Raw genomic sequence first — 25,188 nt, 5'->3', positions numbered from 1 at the left:
CACGATCGCAACGTCGACAACCCCAACATTTACGCCACCTGCGATTCGCCGCAACGCACCATCTGGCGCCATCTCCAGCCGAAACAGACTTAACCTAGGGAATACACCTACAGAAAGATATGTAGTTTTTGTACATCTCCGGCAATCAGCTATAGTCCACGCATTCTTCAGCATAGTGCGAGTTTTCCAATGATGCTGTCCCAGGTGGAAGAGATGCGTGACCAGTTGCGCCCTTCCGAGCGCAAGCTGGCCGACTACGTGATCGAAGCGCCGCGCGAGGTGCTCGATCTGTCGATGAACGAGGTGGCGGCCCGTGCCGGCGTGAGCCAGCCGACCATTGCGCGGTTCTGCCACGCGCTCGGCTTCTCGGGCTTCCGGGAGTTCAAGATCCGTCTCGCGCAAGGCATCGCGGCGGAAGTGCCCGCCGTCTACCGCGACGTTCGGCCCGACGAGCCCACCCCGGGCGTGGCCGCCAAGGTGTTCGACCGGACCATCGGCGCGCTGATCCAGGTGCGCAACAACCTGTCGTCGGACAGCGTCGCGGCCGCGATCGAGCTGCTGTCCGCGGCACGGCGGATCGAGTTCTACGGCGCGGGCGGCTCCGGCATCGCCGCGCTCGACGTGCAGCACAAGTTCTTTCGTCTGGGCATGCCGAGCGTCGCGTATTCGGATCCGCATACGTTCCTGATGTCGGCGGCGCTGCTCGGTGAAGGCGATGTGGTGGTGGCGATTTCGAATACCGGGCGCACGCGCGATATCGTCGATGCGGCGAAGTCGGCCCTGGCAGCCGGCGCCAAGGTGATTGCGATTACGCACGGCAACTCGCCGCTCGCGCGGCTTGCGACAGTGGGCCTGTTTGCAAACGTCGACGAGGATACGGATATTTTTTCGCCGATGACTTCGCGCGTCTCGCATCTGGCGATTGGCGACATTCTGGCGGTGGGAGTCGCGCTGAGCCGCGGGCCGGAGCTGATCGGCAAGCTCGCGCAGGCGAAGGACGTGATCAACCGCAGACGGATCGATCCAGGCGCGTAACGGGACGGGCCACACAAAAACGACGGGCTCCCCGAAGAGAGCCCGCATCTATTGCACTACCGTGCTGACAAAACCTGCCTCACCCAAAGCGCCCCAACCGCAGCGCCTTGCGTGACCGTCGGCCTACTGCTGTTCGTCAAAACGGCTTGATCACGACCAAAGCGACCGCCGCCAGCATCCCCAGCACGGGCAGTTCATTGAACATCCGATACCACTTATGCGAGCGCCGGTTCTCGCCGCGCTCGAACGCGGCCAGCAGCCGGCCGCAATACCAGTGATAGACGATCAGCAGCACGACGACCGTCAGCTTCGCGTGCATCCAGCCCTGGCCGCGCCCGATGCCGATCACCAGCCACAACCATAGCCCGCACGCGAGCGCAGGCACGGCGATCATCGTCATGAAGCGATAGAGCTTGCGCGCCATGAGAAGCAGGCGCGCCGTGGCCGCGGGTTCCGTCTCCATGGCCAGATTAACGAAGATGCGCGGCAGATAGAAGAGGCCGGCAAACCAGGAAGCAATCAAAATGATGTGAAACGTTTTTACCCAAAGCATCGGCAGCTCTCGTGCGACTTGTTCGCGTTATTGTTGGCCGTCAGGTGACGCGGCAAAGGAATTACTGCCGCCCTTCACCGTGCCCCAGCACCACGTACTTCAGCGACGTGAGCCCTTCCAGCCCCACCGGCCCGCGCGCATGCAGCTTGTCGTTCGAAATGCCGATTTCCGCGCCGAGACCGAATTCGAAGCCGTCCGCAAAACGCGTCGATGCGTTGACCATCACGCTCGCTGAATCGACTTCGCGCAGGAAGCGCATCGCGCGGTCGTGGTCTTCGGTGACGATCGCATCGGTGTGCTGCGAGCTGTACGTGTTGATGTGCTCCATCGCCGCGTCGATGCCGTCCACCACCTTGATAGCCAGCACCGGCGCCAGATATTCGGTGCGCCAGTCTTCTTCGGTGGCCTCGACGAGCGGCCCCACGCCCGCATCCGACAACACGGCGCGCGCCGCAGGGTCGACGCGCAATTCCACGTCCTTGCTGCGGTACAGCTTACCCAACGCCGGCAGCACTTCGGCCGCAATGCCGCGCGCCACCAGCAGCGTCTCCATCGTGTTGCAGGTGCCGTAGCGGTGCGTCTTGGCGTTGTCGCAGACGGTCAGCGCCTTGGTCAGATCCGCGCGGTCGTCCACGTAGACGTGGCAGATACCGTCGAGGTGCTTGATCATCGGCACGCGCGCTTCTTCCATCAGACGCGCAATCAGGCTCTTGCCGCCGCGCGGAACGATCACGTCCACGTACTCGGTCATTGTGATCAGCACGCCCACTGCGGCGCGATCCGACGTCCCCACCACTTGCACCGCGTCTTGCGACAAACAGGCCGCTTCGAGACCTTCGCCGATCAGCCTGGCAAGCGCCGTGTTGCATTCGAGCGCTTCCGAACCGCCGCGCAAGATCGTTGCGTTACCGGACTTCAGGCACAACGCGGCCGCATCGATCGTCACGTTCGGACGCGATTCGTAGATGATGCCGATCACCCCCAACGGCACGCGCATCTGCCCGACCTGGATGCCGCTCGGCCGGTACTTGAGATTGCTGATTTCGCCGATCGGATCCGGTAGCGCCGCGACCTGGCGCAGTCCCTCGACCATCGTCTTCAACGCTTTATCGGACAGCGTGAGGCGGTCGATAAAGGCCGCGTCGTGTCCCTTGTCGCGCGCCTTGGCCACGTCACGCGCATTGGCTTCTTTCAGTTGCGCGGCCTCGCGTTCGATCGCGCACGCCACGGCTTCGAGCGCGGCGTTCTTCGCCGCCGTCGACGCCCGCGCCATCGCACGCGAAGCTTGACGGGCGCGGCGACCGAGGTCGGTCATGTACTGGTCGATATCCATGGTGAGTCTCGTGTTGCCGCAGCTTCAAATGCGGCGGACAGGCAAAATTAGCGAATGATCAAACGATTGTAAGCCGGGTTGCGGCTGCCTGCTCAAGCCGGCCGGCGAGCTGGTGCGGCGAAACCGGGCCGCGCCGGCGGCGAAATGGGTGCAGACTTCGAAGGTGAGGCTACCGTCATCGCCAGTTCGAAGAGCCCGTCCCATGGATCGGGCGGCGGATCATTGCGATGGTTGCCCGGCGTGCCGCCGGAGAGCCCCTTCACCTGCCGGTCGAGCTTCGCGGCAAGCGCAAGCCCTTGTTCCAGCGCCGCTTCGGTCACGCGCGAGAGCGCGGGTCCGATCAGCCGTTCACGCGGCCCCCAGACGCGGTTTTCGCGCGTCAGCATGGCGAGCGGCTTGCCCGCCGCGGCACCGCGCTTGATCCGCAACAGCGTGCGCACTTCCTCGACGACCGCCCACAGCACCAGCACCGCGGCCTCGCCTTCGCCGCGCAGGCCGTCGAGCATGCGCGCGAGCCGGCCGACATCGCCCGCCAGCATCGCCTCGTTCAGCTTGAAGACGTCATAGCGTGCAACGTTGAGCACGGCATCCTGAACCTGCTCGAAGCTCAGCGCACCGGCCGGATACAGCAGCCCGAGCTTCTGGATTTCCTGATGGGCCGCGAGCAGGTTGCCTTCCACGCGCTCCGCGATGAACTGCAATGCACGCCGCCCTTCCTCGCCGGCCGCCACGCGCTGGCCCTGCTGCGAGAGTCGCTGACCCACCCAGTTCGGCAACTGCGCGCGCTCGACAGGGTCGATTTTCAGCGCGACGCCAGCCTCGACCAGCGCCGTGAACCACGCGGCCTTTTGCGTGGCCGAATCGAGACGCGGCAACGTGATCATCGTCAGGACATCGGGATTGACCGCGGCAGCGAGTGTCTTCAGCGCATCCGCACCGTCCTTACCCGGCTTGCCCGACGGAATCCGCAGCTCGACCAGTTGCTTATCGCCGAACAGCGACATCGACTGGCTCGCACCAAGCAGCGCGCTCCAGTCGAAGCCTCGCTCGACCGTGAACACCGAGCGATCGGTATAGCCGGCCGCTCGCGCTGCCGCGCGAATCCGGTCGCCCGCTTCCTGCGCGAGCAGGTGCTCGTCACCGTACACGACGTACAGGCCGGCGAGTCCCTTCGCGAGGTGCGTTTCGAGCGCGTCAAGTCGCAGTTGCATGGCTACAGGTCAACAGGAATGGCAGGGGCGCGGCAAGCGCAAAGCGCGCTCAAAGCGGCGGCGGCGGCAACGGTGCGCGTGGCGCAACCGCTGGCGCACCCTGCCCCGGCGCGGGATGCAGCGAGTGCACCACAGACAGACGGCGCGTCAACTGATCGACGGCGTCGTTCTGCATGTCCGCGAACAGCAGGTCCGATTCCGCGGATTTCGCCTGTGAGTACTGGTCGCTATAGGTCATGGCGCGATTCAGGGAGATCACGCTGCCCGGAATCAACACCGTACCGTCCGTGCTAGTGAGCGTGTAGCTCAGCGTGTAGTTCATTTGATACTCTTCGACGACGCCGAGCGAGTTCATCGTCAGCACGCTGGTGCCGCGACCTTCGGACACGCGCAGAATCGCGTCGGCATTCGACGTCGAACTGACGATCACGGTGTCGCTGCCTCCCTGCACCTGGCGGGTGAAACGTCCCAGGAACGAGGGCGGAGCGCCGACCACGGCAAGCCGCTTGAACGGATAGTCCTGCTGGCCGCGTAGCTGGAAGCCACAGGCGGACAGCATCATCACCCCACACGCCAGCGTCAAAAACGATCTGCGAGTCACATTAGCTCCTGGTTCGCAGTAAATCCTGTACTGCCTTGGCGCGCCGCCGCGACTGCCGGCAGCGGCCTGCTCATTTCCAACCGAATCTCAGACCACGACGTTCACGAGACGGCCCGGCACGACGATGATCTTCTTCGGCGCATTGCCTTCGGCGAACTTGACGAACATCTCGTGGGCGAGCGCCGCCTGCTCGATCGCGTCCCGCGGCGCGTCCTTCGCGACCTTGACCGCGCCGCGCACCTTGCCGTTCACCTGCAGCACGAGTTCGATCTCGGCCTGTTCCAGCGCCTTCTCGTCGACCTTCGGCCAGGCTGCGTCGAGCAGCGTACCGAATTCGTCGGCATAGCCGAGTTCCTGCCACAACTGGAACGTGGCGTGCGGCACGACCGGGTACAGCACGCGCAGCAGCACCCCGTAGCATTCGCGCAGCACGGCAGGCTGAGCGCCCTTGGCGCTGTCGAGCGCGTTGAGCATCTTCATCGCCGCCGACACCACCGTGTTGTACTGCAAACGCTGGTAGTCGAAATCGGCCTGCTTCAGCACGCTGTAGATTTCGCGGCGCAGCACCTTGTCGGTTTCCGCGAGCTGCGCGGCGTCGAACGAAGCGCGTTCGCGCAAGGCCGCTTCGTTCGCATGGCCGAAACCCCACACGCGGCGCAGGAAGCGGCTCGCGCCTTCCACGCCCGCGCCCGACCATTCGAGCTGCTGCTCGGGCGGCGCCGCGAACATCACAAACAGCCGCGCGGTGTCGGCGCCGTACTGGTCGATCAGCACCTGCGGGTCGACGCCGTTGTTCTTCGACTTCGACATCTTCTCGACGCCGCCCAGCACCACCGGCTGGCCGTCCGCAATCGCGGTAGCGCCGATCGGGCGGCCCTTGTCGTCATGCGTGACGGTAACCTCGAGCGGGTTGTACCAGGTCTTCTTGCCCGCTTCGTTTTCGCGGTAGTACGTCTCATTGAGCACCATGCCCTGCGTGAGCAGGTTCCTGGCCGGTTCGTCGAACTTCACCAGACCCATGTCGCGCATCACCTTCGCCCAGAAGCGTGAATACAGCAAGTGCAGGATCGCGTGTTCGATGCCGCCGATGTACTGGTCCATCGGCGCCCAGTAATCGGTGCGCTCGTCGACCATCGTCTTCGCATCCGGCGCGGCATAGCGATAGAAATACCACGACGAATCGACAAAAGTGTCCATCGTGTCGGTTTCGCGCTTTGCAGCCGCGCCGCACGTCGGGCACGTGCAGTTCACGAACGCTTCGGACTTCGCGAGCGGGTTGCCCGTGCCGTCCGGCACGAGGTCTTCCGGCAGCACGACCGGCAAGTCCTGCTCCGGCACCGGCACGTCGCCGCAAGCAGGGCAGTGGATGATCGGAATCGGCGTGCCCCAGTAGCGCTGACGCGAAACGCCCCAGTCACGCAGGCGGTAGGTGATCTGCTTGTCGCCGAGGCCGAGATCCTTCAGGTCGCTCGCGATCGCATCGACGGCCTGCGTGTAGGTCATGCCGTCGTACTTGCCGCTGTTGACCAGCGTGCCGTCCTTGTCGCCGTACCATTCCTGCCAGGCTTCGGTCGAGAATTCCTTGCCTTCGACGGCCACCACCTGCCTGACCGGCAGATCGTATTTCTTCACGAACGCGAAATCGCGCTCGTCGTGGGCCGGCACGCCCATCACGGCGCCTTCGCCATAGCTCATCAGCACGTAGTTGCCGATCCACACTTCGACCTGCTCCTGCGTCAGCGGATGCGTGACGTAGAAACCGGTGCCCATGCCCTTCTTTTCCATCGTCGCGACATCCGCCTCGGCGACACCGCCGCGCTTGCATTCTTCGATGAAGGCCTGCAATTCCGGCTTGTCCTGGGCGAGGCGCGTGGCGAGCGGGTGCTCTGCGGCCACCGCGCAAAAGGTCACGCCCATGATCGTGTCGGCCCGCGTGGTGAACACGCGCAGCACTTTCTGCTCGCCGTCGATCTCGTACGGGAAGCCGAAGTTCACGCCGAAGCTCTTGCCAATCCAGTTCTGCTGCATGATCTTGACGCGCTCGGGCCAGCCGAGGCCTTCGAGGTCGTTCAGCAGTTCGTCGGCGTACTGCGTGATCCGCATGTAGTACATCGGGATCTCGCGCTTTTCGACCAGCGCGCCCGAACGCCAGCCGCGCCCGTCGATCACCTGCTCGTTGGCGAGCACGGTCTGGTCGACCGGATCCCAGTTCACCGTGCCGGTCTTCTTGTACGCAATGCCCTTTTCGAGCATCTTCAGGAACAGCCACTGGTTCCACTTGTAGTAATCGGGGCTGCAGGTCGCGACTTCACGCGACCAGTCGATGGCGAGACCCATCGACTGCATCTGCTTCTTCATGTACGCGATGTTGTCGTACGTCCACTTGGCCGGCGGCACGTTGTTGGCCATCGCGGCGTTTTCCGCCGGCATGCCGAACGCGTCCCAACCCATCGGCATCAGCACGTTGTAGCCGTTCATCCGCAGATAGCGGTACATCACGTCATTGATCGTGTAGTTGCGCACGTGTCCCATGTGCAGCTTGCCCGACGGATACGGCAGCATCGAGACGCAGTAGAACTTGGGCTTGTCGGTGGTTTCCGTTGTCTTATAGGCGTCGCTGGCGCGCCATTGCCCTTGCGCGGCGGATTCGACGTCGGAGGGAACGTATTTTTCGTGCATGGTGTGATGGGATCGCTGGGTTCGGTGCTTTCGCACCGGGCCTGGTGCTCTGCTTGATGAAATGGCGTCGTTTCCCCTTTTGCAGGGGAAAACGCTGATTATACCGTTCGCCGCCGGGTCTGCCGCGCGCCGCGCAGCGGGGCTGCGGCGGCTTTTGAGCTCAGGGCCGGCGGTTGCCCAGCATGCGGCTAGTGGCTAAGCACGGGCGGCGGCGGGTCCGTCACGAAGCCGATGCGCTCGAGCCCCGCCTGCTGCGCCGCGCCCATCACCTGGGCGATAACTTCGTAGCGTGTCGAGCGCTCGGCGCGTAGCTGAATCTCCGGCTGCTCCTGCTCTTTGCCCGCAACGACGAAGCGTGCGCGCATCTGCTCGAGCGTCAGGCCATTGCCGTTCCAATAGATCTTTCCGGCGGCGTCGATGGAAAGCGTGATGGTCTGCGGCGTTTGACGCGCCGGCTCAGCGGCGACTTTCGGCAAGTCGAGCCGGATCGCATGGGTGAATAAAGGCGCGGTAATGATGAAGATCACCAGCAGCACCAGCATCACGTCGATCAGCGGCGTCATGTTGATCTCCGCCATCGGCGCCGCGGTTTGCCGTTTTTCGAGTCCGCCGAATGCCATCTCGACCTCCTGCCTGAGTAAGCGCTGAATTGGGCTGAACTGAACCGAGCTGCCTTGACCTGATTCGACCTGCGGCGCCGCTCAGGCGGGCGCGCAGACGTAGGCGTGCAGGTCGTGCGCGAAACCGTCCAGTTCCTCGGACAACTGCCGCACCATGCGGCCGAGCACGTTATAGGCGAGCACCGCAGGAATCGCGACCACGAGGCCGAAAGCCGTCATGATGAGCGCCTCTCCAACCGGCCCGGCGACGTTTTCGATCATCGCCTGGCCGCTTGCGGCAATGCTGCCGAGCGCGTGATAGATGCCCCACACGGTGCCCAGCAAGCCGACAAACGGGGCGGTGCTGCCCACCGACGCCAGCAGCACCTGACCGAACTCGAGCCGCCGCTGCGAGACGGTCAGCGCCTGACGCAGCGCTCGCAGCACCCGTTCGCTGCGCTCGACGCGCGCGAGCAGCGCGCCCGGGATATCCACTTCAGCGGCGTGCAGGGCCGCTTCGGCGAGCGGCGTGAAGACCCGCTCGCTATCCACACGGCGCAGCGCCGCAACGCCGTCCGACAAGGTGGGCGCCTGCCAGAACTGGGCAATGGCGCGCGCCGCCTGGCGCTTTGCGCGGACCAGTATCCAGCTCTTGACGATCAGGAAGCACCAGCTCGCCACCGACATGGCCAGCAGCAGATAGGCTACGGCATGGGTAATCGTATCGCTGGATTGCAGGTAGTGAAGAATGCCGGTGCCTGCCATTGGACCTCGCCGTCGGAAAGGAGGCGCCGCGTGAGTTTGCGGCGCACGCGGGACAGATACGCGCTCAGCGCAGGCCGAGCACGTCCTGCATGTCGAACAGGCCGGTTGCGTGGCCTTCGAGGAAGCGCACTGCGCGCAACGCGCCTTGTGCATAGGACAGCCGGCTCGCCGATTTGTGCGTGATCTCGATGCGCTCGCCGATGCCCGCGAACAGCACGGTATGGTCACCGACAATATCGCCGCCGCGAATCGCCGAGAAACCGATGGTGGACGGATCGCGCTCACCGGTGACGCCTTCGCGGCCGTACACCGCGCAGTCGTCGAGATTGCGGCCGAGCGCCCCGGCGATCACTTCGCCCATCGCCAGCGCGGTTCCGGACGGCGCGTCGACCTTGTGGCGGTGATGCGCCTCGATGATCTCGATGTCGTAGCCGGTCGCAAAGTGGCGCGCAGCGTATTCGAGCAGCTTCAGCGTGACGTTGACGCCCACGCTCATGTTGGCTGCAAACACGATGCCGATCTTCTCGGCAGCGGCGCGCAGTTGCGCCTTCTGCTCATTGTCGAAACCGGTGGTGCCGATCACCATCTTGACGTTGTGGCGCTGCGCAGCCGCGAGATGCTCGAGGGTGCCTGCGGGACGCGTGAAATCGATCAGGTAGTCGGATTCGGCAAACACCTTTTCGATGTCGTCCGTCAGCAGCACGCCTGTCTGCTTGCCGAGGAACGCCCCGGCGTCCTGGCCGAGTTGCGCCGAGCCGGCGCGGCCGAGCGCGCCGGAAAGCTTGACGCCAGAATCGTTCAGTACGGTTTCGATCAGCATCCGGCCCATACGGCCCGATGCACCGGCAATGGCAATGTTCATGGCAGTCAGGTACGAAAAACGACGCAAAAAGCGACGCGAAGCGCGCCGCGGAAAACACCCAAACGGGCGTCAAAACGAGGACCGTAGCGGGCAGCCCCCCCGGACGCCACGAAAGGCGGAAGCCAATACAAATGACGGGCTCGCGCGAAGCACGCGGCCCGTCATTGTCAGGGACAGCGTATTTAGCTACCCGTTCCCGAAGCCGCCGCAGGGGACGACGTCAGCGGTGCGTTGTAGGTCGGTCCGTTGTTGCTCTGCGAGCCAGCCGGTCCAACCGGATTGCTTTCCTGCTCGTTGTTCGGCACGGTAGGCGCCGGCCGCGTGAACTGGAACTGCGGCTGACCCGGCGCGGTAGCGTTTTGCGGCACACCACCGTTCGACGGCGGTGTATTCGCCCGCACCGACGGGGTGATCTTGCCGGTTGGCGCCTGCACGGCGTCGGTCGCGCGGTTGGCCGCCTGAGCGGCTTCAGCGTTCGGGTCCATCGACTGCGCAGCCGCCGCGGCGGGGGTGGCCGGCGGCGTAGCCGCCGCGGCCGATGCGGAAGCCGCGACGGGCGCGCTCGCTGCCGCTACCGGAGCGGCGGCCTTCTTGCCGCGCTTGTCACCGTCGATTTCAGCGAGCAGTTCGAGATTGGACGGCAGGTCGTCGCCGCCCGACCAGCTCGCGACGCGATCACCCGCGAAATTCACGACAAAGTCACGCTGCTGCACGACGCTCGTGTTGCCGCGCTTGAAATAGAACACGTAGTCCCAGCGGTCTGCGTGGAACATGTCTGCGAGAAGCGGCGTGCCAAGCAACTGGCGCACCTGGTCGCGCGACATGCCGACCTGCATCTGGGCAGCCGCCTCAGCCGAGACGAAATTGCCCTGCACAACGGTAATCCGATATGGCGTGATGCTTTGGGCGATTCGCTGCGTTACGCTGTCGTAGGTCGAGCATCCGGCAAGCACCGCGACAGTCGCTGCAGCAATCAAGGTACCCCGCATGCGGCTCCCCCGGTAGATCAATAGAGATTTTGAAATCATTTCACTCACCGTGCGGGCCCTGCCTGTGGCGAGCCGCGCGAGTTTCGTTGCATCGAAGATGACCTGAACAGCGAAAACACATTACTATTAGAACCCTGCATTGTACTCTAGGGATCCCTTGTCATGACCAATCCAACCGATCTGAAAAATATCGGGCTCAAGGCGACCCTACCGCGCCTCAAGATCCTGGAGATTTTCCAGCACAGCCCGGTGCGTCACCTGACCGCTGAAGACGTCTACCGTAACCTGCTGCACGAAGAACTCGATATCGGTCTCGCCACCGTCTATCGCGTGCTGACGCAGTTCGAGCAGGCAGGGTTGCTGTCGCGCAGCAACTTCGAATCCGGCAAAGCCGTATTCGAGCTGAACGAAGGCACCCACCACGATCACCTGGTGTGTATCGATTGCGGGCTGGTCGAGGAGTTCTTCGACCAGGAAATCGAGACCCGCCAGCAGGCTATCGCCAAAGAACGCGGATTCAAGCTGCAGGAGCATGCGCTCGCGCTGTACGGCGCCTGCACGAAGGAAAAATGCCCGCATCGCAAGCATTGATGGGCATTATCGTCGCGTGCCGTAGGGTCCGCGAGCCGCACAGGTAAGAAAGAGAAACCCGGTCATCGAAAGTCGACCGGGTTTTTTTACGCCTGGGCGGACAGAGGTGCTGTTGGGGGCGGTCGGGCGGCTTGCCGCGCAAGGCGACGCCCGGTAAGAAGCGGTAAACGTCGCAAGGGGCCGAACCGTGAGTGATCGTGAGCCGGACCGCAGCCCGAGCAGACGGGCTCATCAGCGCCCGCCGGTTACTGCCCGATTATCGACCGCTAAGCGCGCTCGCCCACTTAGCTCATGATGGCCTGCGCCGGAGCCCGCGCCTCCACACCATCCGGTCCGCCCATGAGCCGCCACGTGTCCGCCAGCACAATCTCGTCGCAATTGGGCTGCTCGCCGCCTCGATCCACCACCACGAAGTCGCTGACTCGCTCGAGCGCGAGCAGCGGGTGGTGCCAGACCCCCTTTGCATAGTTGACGCCCTGCCAGCCCTCGCTCCAGAACGCGCGCATCTGCGCCGGATCGAACTCGCCCGCCGGCGCCACCACCACGAGGTAGCGGGCCGCCGCAAGCGGAAGAAAAGCCTGGCTGCCGAGCGGGTGCCGCTCCATCATGGCAATCTCGACCGGCAGCGCGCGCGGTTGCGCGCGAAACAGGTTGATCAGCGGCCGGCCGCCCTGCTCGACCACGTCGACCCTGGCAAGATCGTGGTAGCGCTCGGTCGTGCCGCCGTTGATCGCGAAGTGGCGCGCGCCGTCCAGTTCGATCACGTCGCCGAACGGCGCGAAGGCCGCGCGCGTCAGGCGTTCCATCTGCAGGATCTTCATCGCAGCGTCTTCCTTGCCATCTGCGGTTACGCCAGTTCGCCCCACAGACGCAGGCGCGACACGCCACCGTCCGGGAAGATATTGAAACGCACATGGGTAACCGGACCAAGCGCGGCCAGTTCGGCTTCAAACGGATGGACATGGTCCATCTGCAGTTTCTGCTCGCCCATCAGCACCGGCCAGAACATGGCTTGGGTAGTCAGCGAATCGTCCGTGCCGCCCGTCACGCTCGCCGCCTGCAGCGAGCAGCGGTCCGGGAAGTTGCCCTTGAAGTAAGCGGTGTCCACTTCGACCTTGCGAATCACGCCCGGCCGCGCCAGCGCGACGATCGCCCAGTCGTCGCCCGGCTCGCGGCGGCGGCGCGTTTCCCAGCCGTCGCCCATGTTGACGCCGCGTCCCGGCATCAGCATCTGCGAGGCCGCGCCGAAATGCTGGTTGTTCGCGGCGACGAGGTAAGCGCCGTTTTCGATCGCCGCCAGGTCGACGAGGCTGCCGCGCTCGACGCGCTCCCAGTCGCGCTTCGGCTGTCCATAGACACGCAGGCGCGCCAGACCGCCGTCCGGATACAGGTTCACGCGCAAGTGGGTGAAAGCGCGCGTATCGCTGACTTCGACGTAATGGTGTTGATTGCCTTGCAGCGTCATCGCCGGCACGACCACTTGCCAGTCGGCGTTGTCGGGCGGCATCTCGCCGTCGGCGTAGCACCCCTCCAGGGAAGCGGCGGGCGGGAAATTGCCGGTGAAGTGGCTCGTGTCCAGATCCACGCCATGGATCACTCCCGGCCGCGCGAGCCGGACAACGCAATAGTCGTGTCCGGTGGTACGCTTGCGGCGCGTCTCCCAGCCGTCCATCCATTTGCCGTGATCGTCGTACTTGCCGGGAATGAACACGGCCGGCTGCGGATCGAGCATGCGCTCCTTGGGTGCGAAGAATTCGTCGCTGGCGTAGAGCGCCTGCGCGCCGAGCCGCGGGTCGGCCAGATTCATGTAACGGCGAGTAAAGGCGGGAGCGTTGGGGTCGAGGATTGGGGTAGCCATGATCTCGGTCTAACGGTAAGAGGATGAAAGCCGGCGGGCGCGACTGCGGCTATCGCCTGTACTGCATGCAGTGCTGAGCCTGCCGGGCGGACGGATGGCGCGTTAGGTTGGATCGCGCCGTGAATCAGATTGCGTGCACGGGATCGGCGGAAACCTCCGGGACATTCGTTTCTTCGCCGGCAGGAACATAGAGGTACGCGGCTTCCCGGTTCAACACGCTGCGGGCGCGAGCCTTGTCGATGTCGTTTTCCCAGGCGGCCACCACTACCGTGGCGACGCAGTTGCCGATCAGGTTGGTCAACGCACGGGCAATGCCGACGAACCAGTCCACCGGCAGGATCAGCACCAGACCCAGCACCGGGATCGCAGGAATCGCGGAGAGCGTCGCGGCGAGAATCACGATCGCCGAACCGGGAATACCGTGCGCGCCCTTCGAGGTCACAAGCGACACCAGCACCACCACAATCAGGTCGTGCAACGAAAGCGGCGTATTGGTGGCCTGGGCGATGAAGATCACCGCGAGCGTCAGATAGATCGAGAAGCCGTCCAGATTGAACGAGTAGCCGGTGGGGATCACGAGGCCGACGGTCGAATCCTTCACGCCCATCCATTCGAGCTTGCGCATCACCTGCGGCAACACGGCATCGGACGATGCGGTGCCAAGCACGATCGACATCTCTTCGCGCAGATAGCGGATCAGCTTGAAGACGCTGAAGCCGGCCAGACGCATGACAAGGCCCAGCACAACCACGACGAACACGATGCAGCTTGCGTAGAACACGACCACCAGCAAGCCCAGTTGCTCGAGCGAGGCAACGCCATAGGTACCGGTGGTGAAGGCGATCGCACCGAGCACGCCGAGCGGCGCCAGCTTGATGATGAAGCTCATCACGCGGAAGAACACCTGCGCCAGTTCGTCGATCAGGCTGCTGACCTTCTGCGCCTTGCCGCCGAGTAACGACAGCGCCGAGCCGAACAGCACCGAGAACACGAGGATCTGCAGGATGTCGCCGGTGGCGAACGCGTTGAATGCCGTGTCGGGAATAATCTTCAGCAGAAACCCTGCGGTGTCCTTCAGATCTTTGGTGTGCTCGGTGTAGGTGGTCAGCGATGCGGCATCGAGCGAATGCAGATCGATGTTCATGCCGGCACCGGGACGCGTGACATACGCCAGCACCGCGCCGATCAGCAGCGCGATCGTCGTCATGAACTCGAAGTAGACCACCGCCTTCAGGCCGACCCGGCCTACTTTCCTCAGATCGCCCGCGTGCGCCATGCCGCTCACCACCACGCAAAACACGATCGGACCGATCACCATCTTGATGAGCTTGAGAAAGCCGTCGCCGAGCGGCCGCAACGATTGGGCGAAATGCGGAAACAGCGCGCCGATCACGATGCCCGCTACAAGAGCGATCACCACCCGGCCAAACAGCGAATTGAAAAACTTCAACACGGCCTTCTCCCGGTTACGAATTTCATCTGTTCATACTGGTCCGACCAGTACTGTTATGGCGAATAGTAGGAAGCCGATATAGTCGCGTCAAGGCGGAAATTAATAGTGTTTACCCGCCTGATCTCCCGGTGTTTTGGCGGTTTTATGTCAGACGATTGATTCCGCAATGCGGGCGCTGGAAGCGAGGATTACAATGCCGGTCAGACCACGCGATTCAGCCGAGGATCATGAAGAACGTCCCGCACACCGTCACCGACTCCGCCATTGCCACGATCCGCGAACGGATTGAGGGCGGCGTGTATCCGGTAGGCAGTCTGTTACCCGCGCAACGTCAGCTCTCCGAAGAACTCGCGATTAGCCGCGCATCGCTGCGTGAGGCGCTCTCGACGCTCGAGGCGCTCGGCATGCTGATGATCCGCCCCGGCAAGGGTGTGTACGTCGAAAGCGCGCAGGCGTCCGCCGCGAACCCGTGGCGTTTCGCGGAACAGTCGTCCCTGCCGGATACGTATCAGATGCGCTTCGCGCTCGAAGGCTTCGTGGCACGCATGGCGGCACTGGCAGTCAGCGACGCCGACCTTGCGTGGTTCGAGCAGAACATCGACGCGATGCACGGTGCGCTCGCCAGCGACGAGCTCGACGAAGCGGCGCAACTCGACTTCGACTTCCACATGCGCATTGTGAGCATCGCCGGCAATGCGGCGATCGAGTCGATCCTGCGCAGCAGTTCGGACATCATGAAAGAGAGTCAGCGCATGCCGTTCTTCAAGCGCGAACTGGTGCTCTCCACTTACCGCGAGCATCGCGAGATTCTCGATGCGCTAAAGGCACGTGATTCCGCTGCTGCCGGCAAAGCAATCGAGATGCATATCACCAATGCCGCGCAGCGCGCAGGCGTGTACTTTCCGGTGCCGAAGGCCGACAACGCCCGGCAACTGTAGAAGCACGCAAGAAATCGCAGGCAAAAAAACCGCTCCGAAGAGCGGTTTTTCATGTGCGGCGCGCGAGGCGCAGCGGTACGGATTACTTCGCGTTGGCGAGCGCGACAGCCGTGTCCAACATGCGGTTCGAGAAACCCCACTCGTTGTCGTACCAGCTCGACACCTTCACCAGACGGCCCGACACCTTGGTCAGCGTCGCGTCGAACGTCGACGAAGCCGGGTTGTGGTTGAAGTCGATCGACACCAGCGGCGCCTTGTTATAGCCGAGGATACCCTTCAGCGCGCCTTCCGAGGCTTCCTTCATGATCGCGTTGACTTCATCCACGGTCGTGTCGCGCGAAGCGATGAACGACAGATCGACGATCGACACGTTGATGGTCGGAACGCGAATCGCATAGCCGTCCAGCTTGCCGTTCAGTTCCGGCAGCACGAGGCCGACAGCCGATGCGGCACCCGTCTTCGTCGGGATCTGGCTGTGCGTGGCCGAGCGCGCGCGGCGCAGATCTTCGTGATACACGTCGGTCAGCACCTGGTCGTTCGTGTACGCGTGGATCGTGGTCATCAGACCGTTTTCCAGACCGATCTTGTCGTTCAGCGGCTTGACGAGCGGCGCCAGGCAGTTGGTCGTGCACGAGGCGTTCGAAATGACCGTGTCCGATGCCTTCAGCACGTGATGGTTCACGCCGTAGACGATCGTTGCGTCCACATCCTTGCCGCCCGGTGCGGAAATGATGACCTTCTTGGCGCCGCCCTTGATGTGCGCGCTGGCCTTTTCCTTGGTCGTGAAAAAGCCCGTGCATTCCATCACGACGTCGACGCCCAGCTCGCCCCACGGCAGTTCGGCCGGGTTACGGTTAGCCAGCACGCGGATGCGGTCACCGTTGACGACGAGGTAGTCGCCGTCCACCGACACTTCGCCCGGGAACTTGCCGTGGGCTGTGTCGTATTGCGTCAGGTGGGCATTGGTGTTGGCATCGCCCAGGTCGTTGATGGCGACGATCTGGATGTCGTGCTTCTTGCCGTTTTCATAGAAGGCGCGCAGCGTGTTGCGGCCGATCCGGCCGTAGCCGTTGATTGCGACGCGAATCGTCATGGTCTATCTCCTGATGGCAGAAAAAAATACGTCCATGTTGGTCTGCTGGGCCGGTTCCCGCCGGGCGTGGGGCGCACGCGGCGGGAGCCGGACACGCATCAGCCCAGTGCGGCTTTAGCCGTCTCTACGACATGCTCGACGGTGAAGCCGAAATGCTTGAACAGCACGCCAGCCGGGGCCGATTCGCCGAACGTGTCGATGCCGACCACGCCGCCTTCCAGACCCACGTACTTGCGCCAGAAATCCGTCACGCCCGCTTCGATCGCGACGCGGCGCACGCCCTTCGGCAGCACGCGTTCGCGGTATTCGGCGTCCTGCTTGTCGAACACGGTCGTGGCCGGCATCGACACCACACGCGCGGCGATTCCTTCACGCGCCAGCGGCTCGACCGCCTTCAGCGCCAGTTCGACTTCCGAGCCGGTGGCGATCAGGATGATCTTGCGCGCGACGATCTCGTCGTTCCAGTCGCGCAGCACGTAGCCGCCCTTGGCGATGTTGACGATCTGCGCGTCGGTGCGCTCCGAGAACGGCAGGTTCTGACGGCTGAAGATCAGGCACGACGGGCCGTGATATTCGACCGCCTGGGTCCAGGACACGGCGGTTTCGACCGTGTCGGCCGGACGCCAGACGTTCAGATGCGGAATCAGACGCAGGCTGGCGACATGTTCGATGGACTGGTGAGTCGGGCCGTCTTCGCCGAGGCCGATCGAGTCGTGCGTGAACACGAAGATCGACGGCGCTTTCATCAGCGCGGCGACGCGCAGCGCATTGCGGCTGTAGTCCGAGAACGTCAGGAAGGTGCCGCCGAATGCCTTGAAGCCGCCGTGCACCGCCACGCCGTTGATCGCGGCGCTCATGCCGAACTCGCGCACGCCGTAGTTGACGTAGTTACCGGCTGCGTGGCCTTCCGCGTTGACGCGCACCGGCTTGGCGGCCTTCCAGTTGGTCAGGTTCGAACCGGTCAGGTCGGCCGAGCCGCCGAGCAGTTCGGGCAGAACGGTCGAGAGGCCTTCGATGGCTTGCTGCGATGCTTTACGGGTCGCGACGGTTTCCGCGCGCTCGTTCGCGCCGGCGATGATGGCCTGCGCCTTCTCCGCCCAATCGGCCGGCAGTTGCTTGGCCATACGGCGCGTGAATTCGGCGGCTTCTTGCGGATACTTGGCCTGGTACGCCGCGAACGCCTTGTTCCACTCGGACTCATTGCGCGCGCCCACTTCCTTCGCGTCCCATGCCGCATAGACTTCCTGCGGAATCACGAACGGCTCCCACTTCCAGCCGATCGCCTCGCGCGTGGCGGCGATTTCCTTGTCGCCGAGCGGCGCGCCGTGCGAATCGTGGCTGCCGGCCTTGGTCGGCGCGCCTTCGCCGATCACGGTCTTGCAGCAGATCAGCGTCGGCTTGTCCGACAGCTTGGCTTGCTTGATGGCCGCGTCCACGGCGTCGACGTTATGACCGACCACGTTCGGGATCACGTTCCAACCGTATGCCTCGAAGCGCTTGGGCGTGTCGTCGTGGAACCAGTGCACCACTTCGCCGTCGATCGAGATGCCGTTGTCGTCGTAGAACGCGATCAGCTTGTTCAGCTTCAGCACCCCTGCGAGCGAGCAGGCTTCGTGCGAGATGCCTTCCATCAGGCAGCCGTCGCCGACGAACACGTACGTGTGGTGGTCGACGATCTTCGCGTCCGGCTTGTTGAATTCCGTGGCGAGCAGCGACTCGGCGAGCGCCATGCCAACCGCATTGGCGAGACCCTGGCCGAGCGGGCCAGTGGTCGTCTCGACGCCCGGCGTGATGCCGTATTCCGGGTGGCCCGGCGTCTTCGAGTGCATTTGACGGAAGTTCTTCAACTCTTCCATCGGCAGGTCGTAGCCGGTCAGATGCAGCAGCGAATACAGCAGCATCGAGCCGTGGCCGTTCGACAGCACGAAGCGGTCGCGGTCGGCCCATTGCGGGTTTTTCGGGTTGTGGCGCAGATGGCGCGACCACAGCGCAACGCCGATCTCGGCCATGCCCATCGGCATGCCGGGGTGGCCGGAATTCGCTTGTTGAACAGCATCCATCGCCAGCGCGCGGATCGCGTTGGCCATCAGGGAGGTGGGGGCGGGAGACGAGGTCGTCATGTCGAGTCCGGAGAACGAGTCCAAAAAGCGGGGCGCGGGCGGCGGGTCCGGAAGCTCGGCGGCCAGTCTGCTACGGCGCACGGTGCGGCGCCAGGAGACGCGATACGGGCAGAGCAAACGGACAAGGCTGCAAAGCGTCACATTCTAGCAGATGGTTGTGGCCTTTCCGGCTGCGAACCGCACGGGCGGCGGGGTTCGGATCATCTCCAGACTCTATAATCCGGGCATCGCCAACTCGCCGCGCCAGCCCGCGCACCGCCCATCGTGAGCGCCCCGCTGCTTTTCCAGCCGACCCCGTACGCCCTGTACGGCTTCCCGAACGCACGGCGCCTCGCGAGCGTCACGTCACCCTATCAACTTATCGAGGTCTGGGATACGCCGCAGCTCGGGCGGCTCTTCACGCTCGACGGCCGCCCGATGACTTCCGTCGGCGACGAGTTCATCTATCACGAATGCATGGTCCACCCGAACGCGCTGGCCCATCCGGCCCCCCGGACCGCGCTGGTGCTGGGCGGCGGCGACGGCGGCGCGGCGCGGCAACTGCTCCGGCATCCGGGCATCGGGCGGATCGTGGTGGCCGAACTCGATGCGGAAGTCGTGAGGCTGACGCGGGAATATCTGCCGCAGGTGCATGGCGGCGCCTTCGACGATCCGCGCGTAGAACTGGTGATCGGCGACGCCGCCGGGTTCGTCGCCGCCACGGAGGAACGCTTCGATCTGGTCGTATTCGACCTGACGCCGCCCGACTCGCCGGCAGCCGGCCTCTACACCCCGGCGTTCTACGCGCAACTCAAGCGCGTCATGACGGCGGACGCGGCCTTGTCGCTGCACCTCGGCGCGCCGTATTTCCACGCCGCGCGGGCCGCCACGCTGCTCGACGGTCTGCGCGGCGCCTTTGCCGTGGTGCGCACGATGGGCGCATTCGTGCCGCTATACGGCTCGCTATGGATGATGGCCACCGCCAGCGATTCGCTCGACCCCGCCGCGCTCACGCCGGACGTCCTCGCGGAGCGCCTCGCCGCGCGTGAAATCGCCGGACTCGGCTGGTACGACGAGCACGCGCATGCCGGTCTCTTCTCCGCATCTCGCGCAGTGCGCGATAAACTAAGTCAATTCTTAAAGCCAGTACGGTAACGCGGCGGCAGAATGAGCAGTTTGGTCGGCGCGGAAATCCCGTGCGTCGGCCGCCTCCTCGTTGTACTGCACGCGCCCTGCTGACCTTGGCCAGATCCGCTTTGCATGGGACCAGGGTAGCGCGCTAAAGCGCTAACTCTGGTCGACAGGAGAAACTCCATGACCGCCTCTCGACCAGCCGGTGTGCCCTGGTTGACCCCCTATCTGACGGTACGCGACGCGCGGGCCGCCATCGCATTCTTTGAAACGGCATTCGGCTTCGAGGTGCGCGACAGCGTCCAGGACGACGGTGTTGTCATGCATGTCGAAATGGTCTATCAAGGCCAGTTGATCGTGATGTTCGCGCCGGAAGGCGCGTTCGGCTCGACGGCGAAAACACCTAAAAGCGCCGGCGCGATTGCACCGCAATCGTTCTATGTTTATGTCGACGATGTCGACGCGGTTTATGCGCGGGCCTTGGCGGCCGGTGCGAAGTCGCTGAGCGAGCCGCAGGATCAGTTCTGGGGTGACCGTTTTGCGCAGGTCGAAGACCTGGACGGCTACCGCTGGGCGCTCGCTCGCCACCTTTCCTGAACTAATGAGTATTTCCCTGATGCCTCGCTTCTTCGTCGGTACGTCCCTCAAACCCGACGACATCATGCAGCTTCCCGATGACGTCACACGGCACGTGCTGGTCCTGCGCCTCCAACCCGGCGACTCGATCCTGCTTTTCAACGGCGAAGGCGGTGAATACAGCGCCGAACTCGTCGAAGTCGAACGCCGCTCGGCCACCGTCAAGGTTCGCGAATTCCGCGATATCGAGGTGGAACCGCCTTATCACCTGACGCTTGCGCAAGGCATTGCCGGCGGCGACAAGATGGACTGGCTGATCGAAAAGGCCGTCGAACTGGGCGCCTCCAGTTTCGTACCGCTTACCACCACGCGCAGCGTCGTGCGTCTGTCCGGCGAGCGCGCGCAACGGCGCCACTTGCACTGGCAAGGAATCGTGCGCTCGTCGTGCGAACAGTGCGGACGCAACCGCCTGCCGGAGGTCGCACCGGTACGCGAAATCGCCACCTGGCTCGGCGCGCTGCCGCGCGCGCCCGAAGAAGGCGAGTTGCGTTTGCTGCTGTCGCCACGCGCGAACATCGGCTTTACCGCGCTTCCGACGCAACCGCCGCAAGGGCGCATCACCTTGCTGATCGGACCGGAAGGTGGCTTTTCGGCGGCCGAAGAAGCGGCGGCGACCAATCAAGGCTTTACCGCCGTGGGTCTCGGCCCGCGCGTATTGCGGACCGAAACGGCGGGGATCGCCGTGCTCGCCGCGTTGGCTGCGCGCTGGGGCGGGTGGTGACACCAGGCGGGTAAGTGTGGACAACTGACCGCCTTTGAGCTCGGAACTCCCGTGGTTCCACGCCGAAGTTCCGTAAAGAAGCTGCACTGAAGGCACAGCAAAGACGCTCCCCAAAAGCAAAAGCCCGCCAATTGGCGGGCTTTTGCTTTGTTCAGTCATCCGTACCGGCGTGCCCAGGACTCCTTAACGGCCAGGTCAGATTGACCCAACCCGCATACCACCGACAAACTCAGGCGAACGAATAAAACACGCGGAACGCCACCTTGCGCTCGGCCCAGAATTCCGCGGCCTCGCGGAACACGTCGAGCAGCGTTTCGCGGCCTTCCTTGTCGAATTTCTGCGCTACCGGCAAGGCCTCCAGCACGATCACGAAGCCCGGTTGCGCACCCGCCTTGGCGACCAGATCGGTCAGGCAATCGTAGAGGGCGTCGTAATTCTTGCCGAAATGTTTCGGAAACAGAAAGGAAGTCGCAATCGTTTCGAGGACTTCTTGTTTGGACTGCGCATTCGCGCAGAATGCATACAGGAAGTGCTGGCCGAGCTGGCTGGCCTCGTCAGCGAGATCCTGCACGCGAAACGCGCGGATCGACTGTACGATATTCGGTCGTACGGTCTTGAAAAGACTCATAGGCCCCTCGTTCGATGAAAGCACAGTGCTGGCTTCGCTCTGGGTGTCCCGTCCGTCACCGGCGGTGCGCATCTGCATGACACGCTGAAACAGATTGCCGTCGCCGGCCGCGAAAAGATCCGTCGCGACTCCGGAGTCGTGCGCGTAGACGTTGTCGCTCATGCCGTTCATCCCGATGTCATTCAACAATACGATTAAAACTGGTGTAGTGGTCGTCCGAGTAGTAGCAGTTATCGGTACGCTGGAGCGGACCCCCACAGACAATGCGACGCGCGCCGCGATTGTGGGCACGCGGCGTAGGAACGGTGTATTCGTGATAATAGCCGCGCCGATGCGGTGGCAGCAGCCGTTCGCGGTTGCCGAATACGATCCCGTCCTTCTCATACGGGTAAGGCCCGCCTGCGGCAATCAAGTTCAAAGTATTGACTGCTTCACGCGGTAATTGCGCGACCGCGATGGTGCCTTGCACCTGATTGTCGCTATTGCCGGGCGCCGTATAGTCCCGCGCGAATGCGCCGGTAACCGGACTCCCGCACAAACTGCCAAACGCCAGGGCGCCGAGAAGCACGCCGTTGCGGAGCCACTTGCGTGCCATGAATCAGGGTTCCCGCTGTTAGATCACGAGTTTGACGACCATGAAAGACGTAAGGGTATCGCTAATGGCCCCTGGAATCAACGTTCGTTCGGCAAACGAAAGGTTCCATTGTTGTCGTAAAGCGCCATCGACACAGCCTTTACAACTCTTGACAGATTATTTTATCCCAATCGAGCTAAAATTAACTCGGCGGCGTAGCCTGGGGCAAGCGAGCGAGGCTTGTTCTATTTTCGGGCTATCTGAGGTGGGTGCCGTCGATCCAGGCTTTTATTGGGTGGCAATCCCCTGCTCACCCAGCGGCGTGCCCGTTGCGGGCACGCCTTTTTTTCGCCTGTCGGCTTTGGTGTGGGTGGCCGTTTAGCGCGTGGCTATCACGTCGGCGACCAGCAGCGCCGTCATATTGACGATCCGGCGTACCGTAGCCGAAGAAGTCAGCACGTGCACCGGCTTGGCCGCGCCCAGCAGAATCGGGCCAATCGCAATGTTATTGCCGGCAGCCGTCTTCAGCAGGTTGTACGAAATGTTGGCCGAGTCGATATTCGGCATCACCAGCAGGTTCGCATCGCCTTCGAGCGTCGATTCCGGCAGCACTTCGCGGCGCAGGTTGTGGTCGAGTGCGACGTCGCCGTGCATTTCGCCGTCCACTTCCAGATCCGGCGCGCGCTCACGCAGGATCTCGAGCGTATCGCGCATTTTCTGGGCGGTGGGCGCATTGCTCGTGCCGAAGTTCGAATGCGACACCAGCGCAATCTTCGGCTCAATGCCGAAGCGGCGCACTTCTTCGGCCGCCATGATGGTGATCTCGGCGAGCTGCTCGGGCGTCGGATCGACGTTCACGTGCGTGTCGACGAGGAAAATCTGCCGGCCCGGCAGCACCAGGCCATTCATCGCCGCGTAGACATTGCGGCCTTCCTTCTTGCCGATCACCTGATCGATGAAGTGCAGGTGGCGGTGCGTCGTGCTGACCGTGCCGCAGATCATGCCGTCCGCTTCGCCCTTCTTCACCAGCATCGCGCCGATCAGCGTGGTGCGGCGGCGCATTTCGAGCTTGGCCATCTGTTCGCTGATGCCCTTACGTGCCATCAGCTTGTGATACGACTGCCAGAAGTCGCGATAGCGCTCGTCGTGGTCCGTGTTGACAACCGTGTAGTCCTGACCGTTCACCAGACGCAGGCCGTAACGTGCAATACGCTGCTCGATGACCGCCGGACGGCCGATCAGGATCGGCTTCGCCAGCTTTTCGTCGACGATGATCTGCAGGGCGCGCAGCACGCGCTCTTCTTCGCCTTCCGCGAACACAATGCGCTTCTTCTCCGGCTCGACACCGCGTGCGAGCTGGAAAATCGGCTTCATGGTCGTGCCGCTGTGGTACACGAACTGCTGCAGATGCTGCTCGTAGGCGTCCATGTCTTCGATCGGACGCTGCGCCACGCCCGAATCCATCGCCGCCTTCGCCACGGCCGGCGCGACCTTGACGATCAGGCGCGGGTCGAACGGCTTCGGAATCAGATAGGCCGGCCCGAACGAAAGATCCTGGATGCCGTAAGCCGTCGCAACGATGTCGCTCTGCTCCTGGCGCGCCAGTTCGGCAATCGCGTTGACCGCGGCGATTTCCATTTCCCGCGTCACCGTCGTGGCGCCCGCATCGAGCGCGCCGCGGAACAGGAACGGGAACACCAGAACGTTGTTCACCTGGTTCGGGTAGTCGGTGCGGCCGGTGCACAGCACGGCGTCCGGGCGCACTTCGAGCGCCAGTTCCGGCAGGATTTCCGGGGTCGGGTTAGCCAGCGCCAGAATCAGCGGACGCTCGGCCATCTGCTTGACCATCTCCTGCTTGAGCACGCCGCCGGCCGACAGGCCAAGGAAAATGTCCGCGCCGCCAATCGCTTCGGCCAGCGAACGGGCGTCGGTTTCGCGTGCGAAGCGCTCCTTGTCCGGGTCCATCAGTTCGGTGCGGCCCTTGTAGACCACGCCGGCCAGGTCCGTCACGATGATGTTCTCGAGCGGCAGGCCGATGTCGACCAGCAGGTCCAGACAGGCGAGCGCCGCGGCGCCCGCACCCGAGGCGACCAGCTTGACCGATTTGATGTCTTTGCCCACGACCTTCAGGCCGTTGGTGATGGCTGCCGCGACGACGATGGCCGTGCCGTGCTGATCGTCGTGGAACACCGGAATCTTCATGCGCTTGCGGCATTCGCGTTCGACGATGAAGCAGTCCGGCGCCTTGATGTCTTCGAGGTTGATGCCGCCGAAGGTGGGTTCGAGCGCGGCGATCACGTCGACCAGCTTGTGCGGATCCGATTCGTTCAGCTCGATATCGAACACGTCGATGCCGGCGAACTTCTTGAACAGCACCGCCTTGCCTTCCATGACTGGCTTGGAAGCGAGCGGGCCGATATTGCCGAGCCCCAGCACCGCGGTGCCGTTCGTCACGACCCCCACCAGGTTGCTGCGCGCGGTGAAGCGGGCGGCATTCAGCGGGTTTTCGACGATTTCCTCGCAAGCGAACGCGACGCCCGGCGAGTACGCCAGCGCGAGGTCGCGCTGGTTGATCATCTGCTTGGTCGGCGCGATCGCGATCTTCCCTGGGGTCGGGAACTCGTGATAATCGAGAGCGGCTTCGCGGAGTTTGCTATTGACGGGATTCGACATAAGGCGGGCTTGGGAGTGCGGATTAGAATAGGTGTTCGACCGCATTGTAGCGCCATTACCTTGCGCGATTCCTTCAATCAGGGTGTAGCTGCCGCGACTGAAATAGCGCGAAAGATTGCAAGTCCGCTCGCCCGGACCGATTGCGGCGTCGCAGCATTTTCGCCGT

23 protein-coding genes are annotated in these 25,188 nt (G+C 63.5%); 6 read left to right on the top strand and 17 right to left on the bottom strand.

What is annotated here, in order from left to right; all coding sequences use genetic code 11:
- Positions 1–189: 189 nt before the first annotated feature.
- Positions 190–1,035 (top strand): MurR/RpiR family transcriptional regulator, encoded by an 846-nt coding sequence (locus AC1ECK_RS19570; RefSeq protein WP_480321767.1) that lies wholly within the window; start codon positions 190–192, stop codon positions 1,033–1,035.
- 136 nt (positions 1,036–1,171) lie between these two features.
- On the opposite strand, the gene AC1ECK_RS19565 is transcribed toward AC1ECK_RS19570, so the two are convergent.
- The 9 genes from AC1ECK_RS19565 to AC1ECK_RS19525 all read right to left on the bottom strand — a co-directional run bounded on the left by AC1ECK_RS19565 (position 1,172) and on the right by AC1ECK_RS19525 (position 10,627).
- Positions 1,172–1,588, bottom strand: coding sequence for a CopD family protein (locus AC1ECK_RS19565; protein WP_480321765.1), 417 nt, complete (start codon positions 1,586–1,588; stop codon positions 1,172–1,174).
- A gap of 61 nt (positions 1,589–1,649) precedes the next feature.
- Complete coding sequence (locus AC1ECK_RS19560; RefSeq protein WP_480321763.1) at positions 1,650–2,921, bottom strand: glutamate-5-semialdehyde dehydrogenase; 1,272 nt, start codon at positions 2,919–2,921, stop codon at positions 1,650–1,652.
- A gap of 92 nt (positions 2,922–3,013) precedes the next feature.
- Positions 3,014–4,132: a DNA polymerase III subunit delta gene (gene holA, locus AC1ECK_RS19555; protein ID WP_480321761.1), complete on the bottom strand. Its 1,119-nt coding sequence runs from the start codon at positions 4,130–4,132 to the stop codon at positions 3,014–3,016.
- A 49-nt stretch (positions 4,133–4,181) separates the two neighbouring features.
- Entirely contained in the window at positions 4,182–4,733 is a 552-nt protein-coding gene (locus AC1ECK_RS19550) for an LPS-assembly lipoprotein LptE (RefSeq protein ID WP_480321759.1), read from the bottom strand.
- Between the two features lie 87 nt (positions 4,734–4,820).
- Entirely contained in the window at positions 4,821–7,412 is a 2,592-nt protein-coding gene (gene leuS, locus AC1ECK_RS19545; protein ID WP_480321757.1) for a leucine--tRNA ligase, read from the bottom strand.
- 188 nt (positions 7,413–7,600) lie between these two features.
- The gene (locus AC1ECK_RS19540) at positions 7,601–8,032 is read right to left on the bottom strand and encodes an ExbD/TolR family protein (RefSeq protein ID WP_480321755.1); all 432 of its coding nucleotides are present in this window, start codon (positions 8,030–8,032) and stop codon (positions 7,601–7,603) included.
- Positions 8,033–8,113: 81 nt separating this feature from the next.
- Positions 8,114–8,776, bottom strand: a complete 663-nt coding sequence (locus AC1ECK_RS19535; protein ID WP_480321753.1) for a MotA/TolQ/ExbB proton channel family protein — start codon at positions 8,774–8,776, stop codon at positions 8,114–8,116.
- 64 nt (positions 8,777–8,840) lie between these two features.
- Complete coding sequence (gene dapB / locus AC1ECK_RS19530; protein WP_480321751.1) at positions 8,841–9,638, bottom strand: 4-hydroxy-tetrahydrodipicolinate reductase; 798 nt, start codon at positions 9,636–9,638, stop codon at positions 8,841–8,843.
- A gap of 182 nt (positions 9,639–9,820) precedes the next feature.
- The gene (locus tag AC1ECK_RS19525; RefSeq protein WP_480321749.1) at positions 9,821–10,627 is read right to left on the bottom strand and encodes an outer membrane protein assembly factor BamE; all 807 of its coding nucleotides are present in this window, start codon (positions 10,625–10,627) and stop codon (positions 9,821–9,823) included.
- 162 nt (positions 10,628–10,789) lie between these two features.
- Between AC1ECK_RS19525 and fur the strand changes: the two genes are divergently transcribed.
- The gene (gene fur, locus AC1ECK_RS19520; protein ID WP_090686699.1) at positions 10,790–11,218 is read left to right on the top strand and encodes a ferric iron uptake transcriptional regulator; all 429 of its coding nucleotides are present in this window, start codon (positions 10,790–10,792) and stop codon (positions 11,216–11,218) included.
- Between the two features lie 284 nt (positions 11,219–11,502).
- Here the strand turns inward: fur and AC1ECK_RS19515 are convergent, their stop codons facing one another.
- The 3 genes from AC1ECK_RS19515 to AC1ECK_RS19505 form a co-directional block, all read right to left on the bottom strand.
- Positions 11,503–12,039 (bottom strand): ureidoglycolate lyase, encoded by a 537-nt coding sequence (locus AC1ECK_RS19515; RefSeq protein WP_480321746.1) that lies wholly within the window; start codon positions 12,037–12,039, stop codon positions 11,503–11,505.
- Positions 12,040–12,065: 26 nt separating this feature from the next.
- Positions 12,066–13,076, bottom strand: coding sequence for an allantoicase (gene alc / locus AC1ECK_RS19510; protein ID WP_480321744.1), 1,011 nt, complete (start codon positions 13,074–13,076; stop codon positions 12,066–12,068).
- Positions 13,077–13,200: 124 nt separating this feature from the next.
- Positions 13,201–14,529 carry a C4-dicarboxylate transporter DctA gene (locus AC1ECK_RS19505; protein ID WP_480321742.1) on the bottom strand — a complete coding sequence of 443 codons (1,329 nt, stop codon included), beginning with the start codon at positions 14,527–14,529 and terminating at the stop codon, positions 13,201–13,203.
- A 227-nt stretch (positions 14,530–14,756) separates the two neighbouring features.
- Here AC1ECK_RS19505 and AC1ECK_RS19500 point away from each other — a divergent pair, with 227 nt between their 5' ends.
- Positions 14,757–15,467, top strand: coding sequence for a FadR/GntR family transcriptional regulator (locus tag AC1ECK_RS19500; RefSeq protein WP_480321740.1), 711 nt, complete (start codon positions 14,757–14,759; stop codon positions 15,465–15,467).
- A gap of 82 nt (positions 15,468–15,549) precedes the next feature.
- Here the strand turns inward: AC1ECK_RS19500 and gap are convergent, their stop codons facing one another.
- Together gap and tkt are read right to left on the bottom strand one after the other, a co-directional pair.
- Entirely contained in the window at positions 15,550–16,560 is a 1,011-nt protein-coding gene (gap, locus tag AC1ECK_RS19495; protein ID WP_480321738.1) for a type I glyceraldehyde-3-phosphate dehydrogenase, read from the bottom strand.
- Positions 16,561–16,658: 98 nt separating this feature from the next.
- Positions 16,659–18,680, bottom strand: coding sequence for a transketolase (gene tkt / locus AC1ECK_RS19490; RefSeq protein WP_480321736.1), 2,022 nt, complete (start codon positions 18,678–18,680; stop codon positions 16,659–16,661).
- Positions 18,681–18,944: 264 nt separating this feature from the next.
- On the opposite strand from tkt, the gene speE reads away from it, so the two are divergent.
- The 3 genes from speE (at position 18,945) to AC1ECK_RS19475 (ending at position 21,147) form a co-directional block, all read left to right on the top strand.
- The gene (speE, locus tag AC1ECK_RS19485) at positions 18,945–19,814 is read left to right on the top strand and encodes a polyamine aminopropyltransferase (protein ID WP_480321734.1); all 870 of its coding nucleotides are present in this window, start codon (positions 18,945–18,947) and stop codon (positions 19,812–19,814) included.
- Positions 19,815–19,973: 159 nt separating this feature from the next.
- On the top strand, positions 19,974–20,387 hold the full coding sequence (locus AC1ECK_RS19480; protein WP_480321732.1) for a VOC family protein: 414 nt from the start codon (positions 19,974–19,976) through the stop codon (positions 20,385–20,387).
- 19 nt (positions 20,388–20,406) lie between these two features.
- Positions 20,407–21,147 (top strand): 16S rRNA (uracil(1498)-N(3))-methyltransferase, encoded by a 741-nt coding sequence (locus tag AC1ECK_RS19475; RefSeq protein WP_480321730.1) that lies wholly within the window; start codon positions 20,407–20,409, stop codon positions 21,145–21,147.
- Between the two features lie 229 nt (positions 21,148–21,376).
- Here AC1ECK_RS19475 and AC1ECK_RS19470 read toward each other — a convergent pair whose 3' ends face one another.
- The 3 genes from AC1ECK_RS19470 to AC1ECK_RS19460 form a co-directional block, all read right to left on the bottom strand.
- The gene (locus AC1ECK_RS19470; protein ID WP_480321728.1) at positions 21,377–21,946 is read right to left on the bottom strand and encodes a barstar family protein; all 570 of its coding nucleotides are present in this window, start codon (positions 21,944–21,946) and stop codon (positions 21,377–21,379) included.
- Between the two features lie 7 nt (positions 21,947–21,953).
- Positions 21,954–22,370: a ribonuclease gene (locus AC1ECK_RS19465; RefSeq protein WP_480321726.1), complete on the bottom strand. Its 417-nt coding sequence runs from the start codon at positions 22,368–22,370 to the stop codon at positions 21,954–21,956.
- 357 nt (positions 22,371–22,727) lie between these two features.
- Positions 22,728–25,067, bottom strand: coding sequence for an NADP-dependent malic enzyme (locus AC1ECK_RS19460; RefSeq protein ID WP_480321724.1), 2,340 nt, complete (start codon positions 25,065–25,067; stop codon positions 22,728–22,730).
- Between the last annotated feature and the right edge of the window lie 121 nt (positions 25,068–25,188).

This window comes from Paraburkholderia sp. SSBN10T, assembly GCF_056619545.1.
This window is presented reverse-complemented; position numbering and strand designations above follow the sequence as displayed.